This window comes from Rhizobium sp. 42MFCr.1 (assembly GCF_000377185.1).
In the GTDB taxonomy this organism is placed as follows: domain Bacteria; phylum Pseudomonadota; class Alphaproteobacteria; order Rhizobiales; family Rhizobiaceae; genus Rhizobium; species Rhizobium altiplani.
Genome location: NZ_KB897881.1, coordinates 1 through 12,964 on the forward strand (window position 1 = coordinate 1; position 12,964 = coordinate 12,964).

At 55.8% G+C, this 12,964-nt stretch carries 17 protein-coding genes and 3 pseudogenes; 9 read left to right on the forward strand and 11 right to left on the reverse strand.

Translation table 11 applies throughout. From position 1 onward, the window contains the following. The 3 genes and pseudogenes from C934_RS34955 to C934_RS33385 form a co-directional block, all read right to left on the reverse strand. Positions 1-175, reverse strand: a pseudogene (locus tag C934_RS34955) (IS5/IS1182 family transposase); the annotation flags it as partial. Between the two features lie 387 nt (positions 176-562). Beyond that, the gene (locus C934_RS33380; RefSeq protein WP_018860306.1) at positions 563-802 is read right to left on the reverse strand and encodes a hypothetical protein; all 240 of its coding nucleotides are present in this window, start codon (positions 800-802) and stop codon (positions 563-565) included. A 5-nt stretch (positions 803-807) separates the two neighbouring features. Then, a complete protein-coding gene (locus tag C934_RS33385) occupies positions 808-1,149 on the reverse strand; it encodes a hypothetical protein (protein WP_018860307.1) in 342 nt (113 codons plus the stop codon). 343 nt (positions 1,150-1,492) lie between these two features. Here C934_RS33385 and C934_RS35440 point away from each other — a divergent pair, with 343 nt between their 5' ends. From C934_RS35440 to C934_RS34960, 4 genes are all read left to right on the forward strand, one after another. Next, complete coding sequence (locus tag C934_RS35440) at positions 1,493-1,651, forward strand: hypothetical protein (protein ID WP_210162751.1); 159 nt, start codon at positions 1,493-1,495, stop codon at positions 1,649-1,651. A gap of 124 nt (positions 1,652-1,775) precedes the next feature. Beyond that, positions 1,776-2,099 carry an AbrB/MazE/SpoVT family DNA-binding domain-containing protein gene (locus C934_RS33040; protein WP_018860309.1) on the forward strand — a complete coding sequence of 108 codons (324 nt, stop codon included), beginning with the start codon at positions 1,776-1,778 and terminating at the stop codon, positions 2,097-2,099. Then, a complete protein-coding gene (locus C934_RS33045) occupies positions 2,093-2,473 on the forward strand; it encodes a type II toxin-antitoxin system PemK/MazF family toxin (protein WP_018860310.1) in 381 nt (126 codons plus the stop codon). The genes C934_RS33040 and C934_RS33045 overlap by 7 nt, the downstream gene beginning before the upstream one ends. 180 nt (positions 2,474-2,653) lie before the next feature. After that, positions 2,654-2,881, forward strand: coding sequence for a hypothetical protein (locus tag C934_RS34960; protein WP_156828833.1), 228 nt, complete (start codon positions 2,654-2,656; stop codon positions 2,879-2,881). Positions 2,882-3,584: 703 nt separating this feature from the next. On the opposite strand, the gene C934_RS0130570 is transcribed toward C934_RS34960, so the two are convergent. The 5 genes from C934_RS0130570 to C934_RS0130590 all read right to left on the reverse strand — a co-directional run bounded on the left by C934_RS0130570 (position 3,585) and on the right by C934_RS0130590 (position 5,823). Beyond that, entirely contained in the window at positions 3,585-4,205 is a 621-nt protein-coding gene (locus C934_RS0130570) for a hypothetical protein (protein WP_018860312.1), read from the reverse strand. 299 nt (positions 4,206-4,504) lie between these two features. Beyond that, positions 4,505-4,780, reverse strand: coding sequence for a hypothetical protein (locus tag C934_RS0130575; protein WP_018116265.1), 276 nt, complete (start codon positions 4,778-4,780; stop codon positions 4,505-4,507). Positions 4,781-4,853: 73 nt separating this feature from the next. Then, positions 4,854-5,234, reverse strand: a complete 381-nt coding sequence (locus C934_RS0130580; protein WP_018860313.1) for a DUF6481 family protein — start codon at positions 5,232-5,234, stop codon at positions 4,854-4,856. A 29-nt stretch (positions 5,235-5,263) separates the two neighbouring features. Then, entirely contained in the window at positions 5,264-5,488 is a 225-nt protein-coding gene (locus C934_RS0130585) for a hypothetical protein (protein WP_018860314.1), read from the reverse strand. Between the two features lie 125 nt (positions 5,489-5,613). Continuing rightward, entirely contained in the window at positions 5,614-5,823 is a 210-nt protein-coding gene (locus tag C934_RS0130590; RefSeq protein ID WP_018116262.1) for a cold-shock protein, read from the reverse strand. Positions 5,824-6,283: 460 nt separating this feature from the next. On the opposite strand from C934_RS0130590, the pseudogene C934_RS33050 reads away from it, so the two are divergent. The 5 genes and pseudogenes from C934_RS33050 to C934_RS0130615 all read left to right on the forward strand — a co-directional run bounded on the left by C934_RS33050 (position 6,284) and on the right by C934_RS0130615 (position 9,293). Continuing rightward, a pseudogene (locus tag C934_RS33050) lies at positions 6,284-7,334 on the forward strand (sensor histidine kinase). Positions 7,335-7,400: 66 nt separating this feature from the next. Next, positions 7,401-7,793, forward strand: coding sequence for a response regulator (locus C934_RS0130600; protein WP_018860317.1), 393 nt, complete (start codon positions 7,401-7,403; stop codon positions 7,791-7,793). Between the two features lie 99 nt (positions 7,794-7,892). Then, complete coding sequence (locus C934_RS33055; RefSeq protein ID WP_018860318.1) at positions 7,893-8,255, forward strand: hypothetical protein; 363 nt, start codon at positions 7,893-7,895, stop codon at positions 8,253-8,255. Positions 8,256-8,266: 11 nt separating this feature from the next. Beyond that, complete coding sequence (locus C934_RS0130610) at positions 8,267-8,713, forward strand: pyridoxamine 5'-phosphate oxidase family protein (protein ID WP_026372220.1); 447 nt, start codon at positions 8,267-8,269, stop codon at positions 8,711-8,713. Between the two features lie 49 nt (positions 8,714-8,762). Then, positions 8,763-9,293 carry a DUF1003 domain-containing protein gene (locus C934_RS0130615; RefSeq protein ID WP_018860320.1) on the forward strand — a complete coding sequence of 177 codons (531 nt, stop codon included), beginning with the start codon at positions 8,763-8,765 and terminating at the stop codon, positions 9,291-9,293. A 411-nt stretch (positions 9,294-9,704) separates the two neighbouring features. On the opposite strand, the gene C934_RS33060 is transcribed toward C934_RS0130615, so the two are convergent. The 3 genes and pseudogenes from C934_RS33060 to C934_RS0130635 all read right to left on the reverse strand — a co-directional run bounded on the left by C934_RS33060 (position 9,705) and on the right by C934_RS0130635 (position 12,596). Then, positions 9,705-9,956 carry a DUF982 domain-containing protein gene (locus C934_RS33060; protein WP_018860321.1) on the reverse strand — a complete coding sequence of 84 codons (252 nt, stop codon included), beginning with the start codon at positions 9,954-9,956 and terminating at the stop codon, positions 9,705-9,707. 307 nt (positions 9,957-10,263) lie between these two features. Further along, a pseudogene (locus C934_RS33065) lies at positions 10,264-10,789 on the reverse strand (IS110 family transposase); the annotation flags it as partial. 769 nt (positions 10,790-11,558) lie between these two features. After that, the gene (locus C934_RS0130635; protein WP_018860324.1) at positions 11,559-12,596 is read right to left on the reverse strand and encodes a hypothetical protein; all 1,038 of its coding nucleotides are present in this window, start codon (positions 12,594-12,596) and stop codon (positions 11,559-11,561) included. Between the last annotated feature and the right edge of the window lie 368 nt (positions 12,597-12,964).

The window sequence follows — 12,964 nt, forward strand, 5'->3', positions numbered from 1 at the left end:
ATGGCGGCATGCCAGCTCCGTCCGAATAGACCGTCCCAAAGCGGGCTTCCAACACAGGCCAGTCAATAGCCTGCGCCAGACGCACAAGTTCGTGCTTCATGTTGATGATCTGGTCGAGCCGGGATCGGAATAAATCCTGTTCACCCGTTTGGCGCCGTTCGCGTGGTTTACCCATTCCTGGCTCTCCGATTCACCGCGATAAACCCAGTGAATCACGCTCCGCCAACCAGGGAAACCTCAAACTGATTTTGCAAGGAAACAGCCCGTTCGGTGGCTGTTTCCGGCAATTAGAAGATCTGCAGATCCTTCGATTCCTATGTCTAATCAGCAGCTTCCGTGTTCTTCACGGCCGACTCGTTTGCTCACACTTTCCCTCGCGTCCGGCATTATCCCGGAGCGTTGGCGCTCAGTTAGGCGAACCTTTTCCGATGCGGACCTTAAGCTCGAGGTCTGCTGAAGTGGAGGTGAAAATGAAGCAATTGGAAGATCTTCAAACAGTTACCTTTAATCTGCAAGGTGAGGCAAGCCCTATCGTCTGCCACTCAAATCGCACGTATAGCGATTACGCCTCCCTGCGCCGAAGGCTGCCAACGATAGTGCTGATCTCTTCTTCCAGATGCCGTCCTCGATAAACGAACGACGTCTCGTGGCGCGCATATTGGCCATGTCGATCGGCGCTGAGCCAGTTGTAGGAGCCGATGCAAAGAGTATCAGTGTCGATCGCCACGATCTTGTTGTGCAATTTCGGAAGCTTGTGCAGCCGAACACCAATCCGTGAATAGGCCTTCTCTACGGCTTCCATCTGAGTCAGTGCATCAGGAGCCTGGCCTTGGTTGAGCAGCGGATCAGCGAACAGTCGACTGCGGCGCCCCGCTGGACGGCGGCTTCGAAGGCCGCAAGGATTCCGACTCGTTCCATCGTTGATACGATCACCCACGGGCTGACGATGGTGTAGCGGCGCCCGGCACCGGACAGCGCATCCAGCAGGAAAGCATCATGCCCAGGTGCATCTCGCAGCATTTGAATCTGACCGCTCCCCTGCTTCAGGTCCTCGCGCGGCTCGACCGCAAACTCAAGCGCGTTCTTCTCTGACGCGAACAGGAAGTTCGCAAGGATAGCTCTTGGCGACCCGGCTTTCGCTGCCGACATAACATCCATATCGCCAAATACTAGACAACTGTTCTGTGCCCGTGAGACCGTCACGTTTTAGCATGCTGGGTGAGGCGTCGATGACCACCGTCAGCATGTTTTGAGTAGACGGGCGAGAAGATCACAATTGGTCGTTCGGCGGCCTGCAGCGCGTGCACTGTTCCTATGGTCATGCCATCGCGCCGTTCGACCGCAATCCTTCGGCCGACGCATGCGTCCCGAATTTCGCGAACCTGTCGGCCAAACGGGGTCACGATGGCGACAATCTTTTCCAACGGCCGGCCATAAGGAGCCTCCAGTCCAGCCCGATTGGCATGAAGCCTGGTGCGCAGGACTGGTGATATTGACTGACGCTGCCAAGAGCCTCGGAATCGAGCCGGAAGCTGTGGTCGAGCAGGCGAGGGCACACGGCCTTCAGCTGCCAGAGGCTGCGTTGGAGATGTTCCGGATCCAAGACGGGATTTACAGCGCCGACAACGGAAAACGCAACCTCTTGGAGTAACTCCCGCTATTTTGTAGCAAATGCCACAAGGACAAAGATGGGGGCCTTCACGCCCGACCTGCGCATCTTGCGAACTACTCCTTCCGATGTTATATAATTGTTCTACATTGATGAGGCGAAGCTAATGGCGACAACAAGAGGCCAATCGGCGAGGAAAGACTTTTCGACCACCTCCAAGCTAAAGAAGGCTGGCGGCTCGCTGGTCCTAACTGTACCGGCCGCTGCTCGTAACATGCTGGGTCTGACGGAGGGCCAGGAGATGATCGTTTCGGTAAAGGGAAGACAGGTTATCGCAGAACCCGCTTCAAATGCCCCAAAAACAATGAAGGTGCGTCAACCCAAATATACGCTCGATGAATTGCTGGAGGGTTATGATGCCAACGCTTCTCGCTCTCCAGAAGAACAAGCGTGGATCAATGCACCTGCAGCAGGGAATGAAGTTTGGTAAGACCTAACATCCCAGCCCCTGGCGAGATCTGGTGGCTCGACATGCAGCCCTCTGCAGGCAAAGAGCAACGTGGACGCCACGCCGGACTCATTCTGTCGGCCTTTAAATTCAATATGACTACGGGCTTTGCATTCATCGCGCCGATAACCACGACGGGTAGCGCCTCTCGCGCCAACGGCTTTGCAGTGCAGTTGATCGGCGCGGGCACGAGCGTCACTGGGGTCATCCAAATCGACCATGTAAAATCGATGGACTGGCGAAATCGGAACGCTGAGAAGTCTCAAGACAAGGTGTCGGATGATGTCTTGGCGGAAGTGTTGGAACGGTTTGCACCCATCTTCGGTCTAGTCTTTGCGGTGCCCGACCAAGAATAGCTGCCGCCCCGGATGGCTTCGACGTACTGTGGCAGCGGACGGGGTTCCAGCAAAGGAGCATTCCTGAGATCGGGTGACAGCAGTTTTGGCATTGTGGAGTTTGCTCCATAGTCGCGTAAAAATTATCTTGTTGACCCGGATAAGGTTATCATAAGTGTACACCGATCAAGGTAGGCCAATATGAAAATCTGGTACGTTGGAGATAAAAGCAAGGCGCTCTGCGAGACCTGCCGAAAGATCCTTTCGACAACTTTCGACTACTACGATGTGCCCCTCGAAAAGCGGGACGGCGTAGCAAAGCAGATCATGGCGGCCACCTGCGACGATTGTGGAACCGTTGTGGCTATCCCACCACAATCGATGCCAGCCATCCGTATGCTCGTTCGATCACCTGAGTTTGGTGATTGAACGGAATATTCTGCATAGATTTCTGACGACATGGACCCGGATATGTTAAAGCCGGACAAGGGATACGATTGAAGAGGTGGCCAACCAGGTTGGGGATGCCGTGCCGTCCGAAGAGGCACTATCCCCACAGGAAGCTGCATTGATCTTAGGCGACGATCCTGCCGGAACGGACCCCACGCTCAATGTTCGGAGACGTATCCGTGACAGTCGGCTGGCGTCCTATTTTCGATCCGTTGTGGAGGCGCGTCGGGCATTTGAGGACAAAGTCAAGCGTCGCCGGTAGCCACTCAGCGGTTGGCCCCTACTAGCGCTTTCCAAACCAGGCGTAGTTGTTGAAGGCGTGGCCGAACGCTCTCAGCAGTGGGCTTCGTCATGCTGTTCCGGAAGTCTGCGAGCGCCTGTGCTTCCAGACGAGAACGAAGTGGCGGGATCGATCGGGAGATAGGAAGCCTTGTGATTTGATCTACCACGGTCCAACCGTCGTCGCGTTCTTCGACATCGTGCCTGGTCATCGGATTGGCTCCAGCTTTCTCATCCACGGCTCGATCAATGCATGATCGCCCCTTAATTCCTCGCAACTCCGTAGCAGTGACCGCACCGGTATTTCAAATGAAGGTGAAGTTCGTATTAAAACTACCGGCGCACTAAGTCGCCGGTTTCAGATCGCGCAGGCATGGAAGCGGATTAACCCGGAACCGCCGCGTCACGGTACTGCCTTAGTGGGAATGAGGAACATCGAAGCCTCCAAGGTTTCCTCCGATGCCCACAAGATCCCGTCGACCGGCGCTTTTACCCCGGTATACGGCGGACCGAGTTTGCGGGGAAATGTAGAGGACAAGCCTTTCGCGAAATCCAATTGTAGCGCTGCCTTGTTCTTCCCGATTTCCACGTAATATCTCTGCAGACCAGCATCCCGACCGTCAGGGAATTCTGGATGGATCAGCTTTTGAAGGGTTGCTTTTCCATTGCGCAGAAAGCTCATGCGGAAGAAATCTATGATCGGGTCGGCCTTGCCCTCAACTGGGAGAGCGCGGCCGTCAAAGCGGATTGCATCGCAATTATAGCTCCTTAGATAGTCGCGGCATTCGAGGAATTCGTCGCGATTGAAGCCAAATCCATTGTTGCCGAAAACATCCACGTGGGATGGAGTGATAGCGGCGTCGTTTGCAGTGACAATGAGTATAACAGCCGCGCCTTGGAACAGGGGCCTGGCGTGATAGCGAACTGGCGATCTAAGCAACGCCTGTTTGACCGTCTTCACGGAGTAGACATAGGGGAAAGCTGTCGGCTGCGCCATCGGGCCCGAGGTTTGAGTGTTCAGCATTGTGGGGAGAGTTTTCCGGTTTACTTGATAACAGGATGTTGCGGGATTTAACGGTCGTCAACCGGAATTTCGGTCCAAAGCGTACATTTGCATCCGAGCATTTCAGTCTGGCGGAAAGCGTCCTTTAGGTGTTTTGGGATACCGTTTTCTCTCTCAAACGGGCGTCCAATGGAAAGCCAACCTAACGAAGGATATAGAGTTCGCTCTTGAGCATCGAAAGCTGAGCACCTGGCAGCGGCGGGGCGATTAATTCGATATCGCGCGACCAATGTTGCCGGTCGAATAAAACGTGCGCCCGGTCAAGCTCGGTCGTAGGTAAAGGACGTCAGCAAGGAGGTTACGAAATTGCTCGCCCGTTCCTTGACGAGCACCTCGGTCCACTCATTGGTTCCTCGAAGTCTCAGATCAGTGTAAATGCTGTCGACTGCGGCCTCTTCGATGCGTTTGATCTGCGCCTTGAAATTAGCCTCGCCGCCGGCATGGTACATATCACGGATAACCATGCGCAGGATTTCCTGGATGGCGATTTGCCATGACGTGTTGATCGCCTGAAGTTCGTTCGTATCCGGGGCCATCGGGCTCCCTTTCATCTTGAGTGCCCCCACCACGAACCCGCCATGCTGGCGGGTAGCGGCGTAGCGGCAACAGCTATCCTTTTCTTGCCTTGCGATTGGCATAGCGTCGGTCTCGGTCGGCCTTTCGCACCGCCTCATCTTCGATCACCCGCGCTATACGCGCGTTTTCCGCGATCGCCCGCGCTTCGGTTTCGGCGACTGCTGCAGCCTCGACGGCTGCCTGCCGCGCTGTCGCCTCAGTCTCGATACGACTCTGCTCCTCAAGCTTGAAACGTTCGCGTTCAACACGCCGCTCTTCACGAGCGGTGGCAATGGCTGCGCGTTCGGCCTGCCTTGCGCTTCTGGCTGGTTCTGCGGCGGCCCTTGCCGATCGGTAGGCGTTCAGGAGAGCAGCTTTGGCGTCAGCGGATGCGGCACGGCGCTCGGAAACTTCGTTTTTTCTGGCGTTCTTCATTATTATCCCAATAGTGAGTGCAGCAGAGATTAGCGCGCCTTGGCGCGTTTGGCGATGAGGTTGGGTGGCGCCGACATGCTGTCGGCCAGCGCCTTTGCAAGACGTGCCTCTCGAAGCCGAAGAGTTTTGGCATCCCTGGCCTGGGCAACGGAATCCAGCTCTTCCGCAGCGTTGTTTTTGGAGAAGAACTGCGTCTGGACGTTGCTGAAGGCGATCTCCGCCAACTGGCGGGATTTGCTGTGTGCTTCTGTCATTGGAACCTCGACTGGTTCGGCTTGGCAGCCGGAACAAAAAAGGCCAGGCAAAACGCCTGGCCTGGGTGAAACAGCTTCCGGCAGTGCCAGTACATCCGTGGTCAAAGGGAAGCAGATCTCAATTTTTATTCGGACTGCAGATTGGTAGCAGACATCTTGCCCGACTTATTGTCGCGCTCGAGCTCGAAGCCGATCTTCTGGCCTTCGACGAGTTCACGCATTCCGGCGCGCTCGACAGCCGAGATGTGCACGAATGCGTCTGCGCCACCGTTATCAGGTTGGATGAAGCCGAAGCCCTTGGTGGAATTGAACCATTTTACTGTGCCAGTGGTCATGATGAACCCTTTCAAAGCATAGATTGAGGAACCGCGCAGCCCATGCTGCGCAGGTGGAAACCGACTGTTTTTGAAAGGGAAGTTCGCTTAAAGCGCGGTGCCAATCGCGCGGTAGACAAAGCTCGGCAAGCAAAAGATCGATGACGCATTCATAAGGGACTTAAATTGCCGAGTCAACGATTAGTTTTTATCGCGACGAATATTCGCATTAAGGTTGTGACTCCCTAACCGTTGCGTTCGGCGGGCCTCCGCCCTTCTCAACGGGGAGCGGCGAGCCGCCCAACAGCCTGCAATCAAGCTCAAGCCCGCGCCGCGCGCCCCCGCGAAGCGTTGCTTTCACCTGGGGATAATTGATGCAACGACCACGCCCCAGGAGTGCTATAATCGACCTGACCATATAGGTTTTTTCGACGCTCCTGCCGAGTCATGACTTGCGCCGTGAGTCTTCGGCCTTTGAGGGCTGAGGCCACACATACCGATAGTCCATTTGGAAGCGGCGAGCACACTTGCCGTGGTTGTGTCATCCAACGAACCGTTGCTGTTCATGTCTGATGATCTCAGAGTCATTGCGGCAAGCACATCGTTTTGCCGGGCGTTTGAGATCGACCCGGCGTCCGTCACCGGGAAGCGCTACGGGGAACTCGGACGCGGGGAATGGGCGATCCCCAAGCTTGAGTCACTGTTGAGGGCGACCGCAACCGGCAGTGCAAGTATCGATGCCTACGAGATTGACCTGAATCGGCCAGACCGAACGACGCGGCAGTTGGTCGTCAACGCGCGAAGGTTCGACGACGGCGACCTCGACCATGTCCGCCTGCTTCTCGCCGTAACCGATGTGACCGACGTGCCGAAGCTCGCCGGAAAGACGAGCTGGTTCGCGACAAGGCCATCCTGCTGCAGGAAGTCCAACATAGGGTCGCCAACAGTCTGCAGATATTCCCAGCGTCCTGATGCAGAGTGCACGTCGCGTTCAGTCGGAGGAAGCCCGTGGACATCTCCACGACGCCCGTCACCGCATCATGGCGATCGCAGCGCTGCAACGACAGCTTTCCACATCCGCCGCCGGCAGCGTTGAACTCCGTGCCTACTTCACGCAACTTTGCCAAAGTCTCGGCGCATCAATGATCGCGGACCCAACGAGACTATCGATCCAGGTCAAGGTCGATGATAGCATCGTGGATGCGGACGTATCCATCAGCCTGAGGCTCATTGTAACCGAACTCGTGATCAATGCCCTCAAGCATGCCTTTCCAGGCGAGCGGACGGGGACGATCGTCATGGACTATCGATCGTCGGGCAAGCACTGGACGCTATCTGTTGCCGACAACGGAGTGGGAATGCCGACGGGGCAAGATGCACCGAAGGCGGGACTAGGGACCGGCATAGTGGAGGCCCTCGTAAAGAACCTGGACGGCGACATTACGTTGAGCAATGCCGACCCAGATACGGTGGTGACAATCTGCCATCGGGAAACCTTGGCTCACCGGAGCGATATTTCTTCAGCGGCATAGGAACAAAACTCCTCTCAGAACGCTAAAGCTGCAGCGTTGCGGCGAACCTCATACATCGAGTGAGCAATGAAAAACGGCAGACAGGTTGTCCTGATCGTGGAAGACGACCATCTGATACGAATGAGCGTAGTCGATCTTGTCCTGTCGGCGGGATACGAAGCGCTGGAAGCTGGCGACGCTGACGAGGCAATCCATATCCTCGAACTGCGAGATAATATTGATCTTGTGTTCACCGATGTCCAGATGCCGGGGACAATGGACGGTATCAAACTGGCTCACTACATCCGCGATCGATGGCCGCCGGTGAAGCTTGTCGTCGCATCCGGTGCTGCCATTCTCGAAGAAAGCATGCTGCCTGACGGCAGTCTCTTCTTCCCGAAGCCGTACAAGGAACTCGCCATCACCGAGGCGATGGCGCACCTGCTTTCTGGCGAGAGCCCGAGCGCCTATACCATCTGAAGCCTTCCGGGCATAGCCAAGGGAAGGCTACATCCGTTCACGCGGAGCAATTTCCTATCAACCGACAGGATGAGCCGAGCTTCACAAAGGGATGCCCTAATGTACAATGCCAAGCGCGATGGTTACGGGAACGGCGCAAACCTTGCCATTCCGTCAATGGGCGAGATCGAGGGCCGTATAACGGTATTGGAGGTTGTCGCAATGACCTCGTTGAGCCTCCTTGTCAAAGACGGTGACAAACATGCAGCACAACAGGCGCTGTCCGCCATCCGCCGTGCGATGCGGTTGAAATGCGAAGACATCAAGCTCTCATCCTCGGATGCAAATTCTGCGATTGCCTATGCGCAGGAGCTTTTCGAGGCAACTTTCGAGAACCTGGACCGGGAAGAAGCGACGAGAACCATTGCGCCTTCGACCAAGCGGCGAGGCTCGCGCCGTTCCATACCCGCGTTTCAGAGCTAGGGGGACCATAGATGGGCGTTAGAGAGATGACGGAGCGCGAAAGCCTGGAGGTCCTTGCGCACAGAAATGTTGGGCATCTTGCCTGCGTCCACGATAACCGACCTTACGTCGTGCCCGTCCACTATGCGTTCGATGGGGAAAAGCTCTATGTCTTTTCCCTGGCGGGGCAAAAGGTAGATTGGATGCGTGGCAATCCGAACGCTTGCCTTCAGGTGGAGGAAAGCGGCGAACATCACCGTTGGACAAGCGTCCTCGTTCAAGGCACCTACCAGGAACTGCCGGACACTGCGGAGCGGCACAACGAACGTCTTCACGCCTGGTCTCTATTGCAAAAGCGGCCATTGTGGTGGGAGCCCGGCTCCTTCAAGCCGGGCTCCGGCTCGGAAGGTGAGGAACCTCCGATCTTCTTCAGCATCTCGATTGCTCAGATATCTGGTAGGGAACTGGTTGCGTCTTGAAAGGCGCAAAACGCCAAGTCGCGGCAAATTTGTAGATCGGGAGGAGATCATGTCTGCAGAGACAGAGCGCGAAATATCTGCGCAGGCAATTTCGCTTGGTGCCAACCGATACCTGGGAAAGCCTTTCGAACTGCTGACGCAGCGAGAGCAAGCGGTATTCCGCCGACTGGTTTTACGAAGGGCAATTACACGCGATGCAAATCAGTCATTTGACGAGAAGCTCACCTCGGCTCAACGGTTGGCAGACCAGGTAGCGAAATTCGGGGGTTCTTGGACATTCATCATAGTCTTCGCTGCCGCACTCGCGATCTGGGTGGCGGTCAATTGGATCGCAGCCTCGCGCGCCTTTGATCCCTATCCCTTCATATTCCTGAACCTGATCCTCTCCATGCTGGCGGCCCTTCAAGCGCCCGTCATCATGATGAGCCAGAACCGGCACGCTGCAAAGGACCGTGTCGACGCGTCCCATGACTACGAGGTCAATCCGAAAGTGGAAATTGAGATCATGGCTCTCCATGACAAGCTTGACGAGTTGCGAAACACAGACGTCAAAGCACTGCTCGCACAGCAACAAGAGTAAATCGATATGCTGACCCGACTTGTGGTCGCATCAGCGAAATAAGGGCGCCTTCTGGCTGCAAGAGGGACAGCTCGGCACATTTACATGCTACCACGAGGCTCAGGAGCCTCGTGTCGTGATCCGCAGAGCTTTTCAGTTCCATCGGGCTGGGCGCAATGGGCCGGCGGTCACTCCGTCAGAGCGCCAGGGCTTCGCGGCCGATGCGCGGCACTTCATTGCGCGGATTGAGCGTCATCCATCGACAACCGAGACAAACCTCGATCCAGGCACTGAAGAATGACCCTGCCTGTAAACAAGCTGGGCAAGGACGGCAGTTTGGAGGTTAGGAAAAAGCAGATGGGAACGTCGCCTTTCCACGTTCTTAAACGAGCGCCTTTCTTTTTTTTCCGACTGCCGAACCACTACGCATCCTCATTCACGCGGATGTTGGATTTTTCCGCCGCCGTGATGAAAGTGGCTCGCTGCTCCCTCGGCGTTGGACCATTTCTCTAGCGCTCTTGCGCATGCGGCGCGAGCCGCTTCCCAACCATCGTTCCGCTTATCGTCCGGCCACCTGTTGGCAAGTATCTCGGCCATCTGCTGAACATTCGTCACGACGCGGTAGCCGCCTGGCTTTACGTCGATTGCTACTCCGAACGGGCGGATATCCATTGGCGTTGACATCTCATCCTCCAATCAAGAAGATACCGTCCAGAAGCCCTTCCCGATCGCGGCTATAGCGCCGACGACGACTAAAAAGGCGAATATCCGGCCGGGGACCTCGCAACGGCTCATGTGCCTGCTTCAACGTATTCGGTCTCACGGTCATTCCGTCGCAAAGATGGATATCCGCACGTCCGGAGCTTCAATAATCAACATGGCTTCAATGAGCCATTTGCACTGCTGGGCTTTCCGGACGCCGTCCACTATCAGGCCATCTATAGTCCTTTCCGCAAACATCTTGGGCTGCGGGTTGGTGCAGCCGATCTAATCACGCCGGAGTGGCACCGTATGTTCGGTCGTATGGATGTTGCTTTCGTAAGACAGCCCAAGCATGCGGGCGAGCTTGTTCGCAAGCGCCACGATCATGGCATTGCGGTGCATACCCCGAGAAAGCAGGCCTCGAAGCCATCGCCCGAGAGGGTATCGCTCTGGCTGAGTGTCGGCATGGCCGCTCGCGCGCCATGTACAAGCAGAGTTCGGAGGTAGATGCTTCCACGCTTTGTGATGCCCAGCAGACGTGGCTTGCCGCCGGTCGTAAATTGTCGTGGTACAAGTCCTAACCATGCGCCAAGATCACGAGCACGATCAAAGCTGCCGGCATTTCCTATCGCGGCAATCAAAGCTGTGGCGTTCAGCACCCCGATTCCTGGGATAGCTGTTAGCCGTCGCGCTGCGGCATCATTTCGTGCCAGCGACAAAAACTCGGCATTGAGAGCTGCAATCTTCGTCTCAAGAATCTTCCATTCGCATCGAAGTTCAGCGATCAGCCGGTGCACGCGTTCCGACAAGTCTGTTCGCCCGAGGCCCTGGAGCTTGTGACGTCGGTTCTTTGGGCACTTTTTTGGCAGTAGGAACTCGGGTCGTTGTAATGCCCTGCATAACCTGCCGATTTTTTTCGAACGTTTCGTGCGGGTGTGTTCTGATTGGCAAATATCCGAAGTGCTTTCTAAGCTCGCTGGACAGAACGTGGGGATCCCTGACACCTTCCTGAAAAAGCTTCACCAACAGTTTCGCTGCGACGTCCCGTGGTTCGATGTTTGATATTTTGCTTGTGTATTCCGCGTCGGTGAGGATCTTCTGAAGAAATTGCAGATCGACCGGGGGCAGATGATCGAGAGGACTGGAAGACATGTCGGCCTCCGCTAATGGCAAGATTTCCGGACGAGGCAGCATGCGCCGTTCGAAGTGACAACGCAAACGAATACAGACAATGCCGCTAAAACACGGGGAGCACTCATCTCCCCGGAAAATTCCAGCTCCCGCCGGCCCAAATTCGGGGGGCCTGGCGGCAGGACCCCTGTTTTGCAGATGTTGTCTCGTACCAACCCAGCAGTTCGATACCGATTGCTCCGACACATCGATAGTACTCGCCGCTCTTCAGAATGATCAAAAGATATTGGCTGGGGGGAATGCACGCCGGATGGCGCCTACTAATTGGTCAGGACAGCGGGCGCTATTCACTAGCGTTCTAGGTTAGCTTTGCGCTTAATGCAGCAGACGCGCGAGAAGCCTGCACATAGGGAATGCTGGCCGAAGTCGCCTCGGCGCAAGGCCGCAGTATCTCTAGTTCGAAAGCTTTGATTCAAGCTCGCCTACAAGAAGGCGCTGACCATGGAGTGTCGACTTTCGTAGTCGAGACCGAAGTGGCATTCCCTCCACACCGGCAACGAATGGGGCTGCAACCGCCGCCGAGATTGATTGCGCGATGGCCGTCTGGACGCCGAGAATGCTTCGACCTCTAATATGGACGTCGTAGTCGCTCGACCATACGACTGCGCCGTCTGCCGCCCGGACCAGTCGTGCGATTGATCGCATATCATCACCCTCCAGGCGTATGCTACCCTGCAGAGTGTATGTCGTGTCGGCCTGATTGGCCTTGGGTTTTGCGTCCTCGGCGATCACGACCAGTTCTTTGGACTTCACGAGATTGACGACGATTTCATTTGTCAGCCCGCTCAAGACCTCATCGGAAACCCCTGTTTCTTCGTTGGTCGTAAAGCGTTCGACTAAAATCGTCGGCCTGCCGCCGCCCATGACTGGCTGCTTCGATGCAGTGTTATTTCTTTCGGTGAACGACGCCATCACCACGGCGGCAAGTACGATCATTCCAGCGGTGATCATGATCCAACGAGGCAATCTGCTTTCGCGTTTTGGCGGCTCGGTTGGCGGCTTCTCGATCACTGACGTGCTTGCGGCAGAGACGGTTTGCGCTTCATCTTCAGTCCTGGTGCCACCCTCAATCGCCTGTTTTGCGAAAGCTGGAACGTAGCCGCCAGCCGGAACGGTAATCAGTACCTCATCCATTGAGCCGCTCGTCAGATAGTACCGCTCAAGAGCACGGCGAAGCTGGCGTGCTGCCATTCGCACACAAGGATCATTCATCGCATCAAATGACGCATCACGTCCGAAAACGCTGGTTGCAATGGTGAATGCCTTCAGATAGGCGGCGCGTCCTTCGAGGGTCTCGTTCACGATGAACTGCAAAAATCTGTGCCCGCGATCGGGGAGAATGAAGTCTGGGCTCGACAGTATGCGGTCCAACTGTTCGCGCGCCTCGGCGTGCGAGGGGTGCGAGTGTACGCTTGCGGATTGACTTCTCATCGGGTCCTTCCGACTAGTGCACAACTAAAGGCATATATCGACGTCAGCTTATCGACATGTAGTTACATGGCAATTCACTTTATTAAGATGGCACCAAAAAAGGCCTCGCTAATTCACCGGGTTAGAACGGGCACGGAAACAGAACATACCGTAATTTACTTCCGTGGCGGTCCGCGGTTGCTACACTGTTATTGGGTAGAGGATCGCCATTGGGGAACGATCGGATGGAGACAGACGGCAGCAGCAGGACCGCGCAATGTGGATTGCGTCGATTGATGCTCAAGCTGCCTGCGCAACGCCATCTGCTCCAGAAACTGCCCGCGTCCAGCTCTTGGCCGTTCTTTTGCAATCTTCTTGAAGACTACGAC

What these genes read in the sequence shown, in the direction of transcription:
- C934_RS33380 (WP_018860306.1), bottom strand. Translation starts at nt 802, where the DNA reads ATGGAAGCCGTAGAGAAGGCCTATTCACGGATTGGTGTTCGGCTGCAC.
- C934_RS33385 (WP_018860307.1), bottom strand. Translation starts at nt 1,149, where the DNA reads ATGTCGGCAGCGAAAGCCGGGTCGCCAAGAGCTATCCTTGCGAACTTC.
- C934_RS33040 (WP_018860309.1), top strand. Translation starts at nt 1,776, where the DNA reads ATGGCGACAACAAGAGGCCAATCGGCGAGGAAAGACTTTTCGACCACC.
- C934_RS34960 (WP_156828833.1), top strand. Translation starts at nt 2,654, where the DNA reads ATGAAAATCTGGTACGTTGGAGATAAAAGCAAGGCGCTCTGCGAGACC.
- C934_RS0130570 (WP_018860312.1), bottom strand. Translation starts at nt 4,205, where the DNA reads ATGCTGAACACTCAAACCTCGGGCCCGATGGCGCAGCCGACAGCTTTC.
- C934_RS0130575 (WP_018116265.1), bottom strand. Translation starts at nt 4,780, where the DNA reads ATGGCCCCGGATACGAACGAACTTCAGGCGATCAACACGTCATGGCAA.
- C934_RS0130580 (WP_018860313.1), bottom strand. Translation starts at nt 5,234, where the DNA reads ATGAAGAACGCCAGAAAAAACGAAGTTTCCGAGCGCCGTGCCGCATCC.
- C934_RS0130585 (WP_018860314.1), bottom strand. Translation starts at nt 5,488, where the DNA reads ATGACAGAAGCACACAGCAAATCCCGCCAGTTGGCGGAGATCGCCTTC.
- C934_RS0130590 (WP_018116262.1), bottom strand. Translation starts at nt 5,823, where the DNA reads ATGACCACTGGCACAGTAAAATGGTTCAATTCCACCAAGGGCTTCGGC.
- C934_RS0130600 (WP_018860317.1), top strand. Translation starts at nt 7,401, where the DNA reads ATGAAAAACGGCAGACAGGTTGTCCTGATCGTGGAAGACGACCATCTG.
- C934_RS33055 (WP_018860318.1), top strand. Translation starts at nt 7,893, where the DNA reads ATGTACAATGCCAAGCGCGATGGTTACGGGAACGGCGCAAACCTTGCC.
- C934_RS0130610 (WP_026372220.1), top strand. Translation starts at nt 8,267, where the DNA reads ATGGGCGTTAGAGAGATGACGGAGCGCGAAAGCCTGGAGGTCCTTGCG.
- C934_RS0130615 (WP_018860320.1), top strand. Translation starts at nt 8,763, where the DNA reads ATGTCTGCAGAGACAGAGCGCGAAATATCTGCGCAGGCAATTTCGCTT.
- C934_RS33060 (WP_018860321.1), bottom strand. Translation starts at nt 9,956, where the DNA reads ATGTCAACGCCAATGGATATCCGCCCGTTCGGAGTAGCAATCGACGTA.
- C934_RS0130635 (WP_018860324.1), bottom strand. Translation starts at nt 12,596, where the DNA reads ATGAGAAGTCAATCCGCAAGCGTACACTCGCACCCCTCGCACGCCGAG.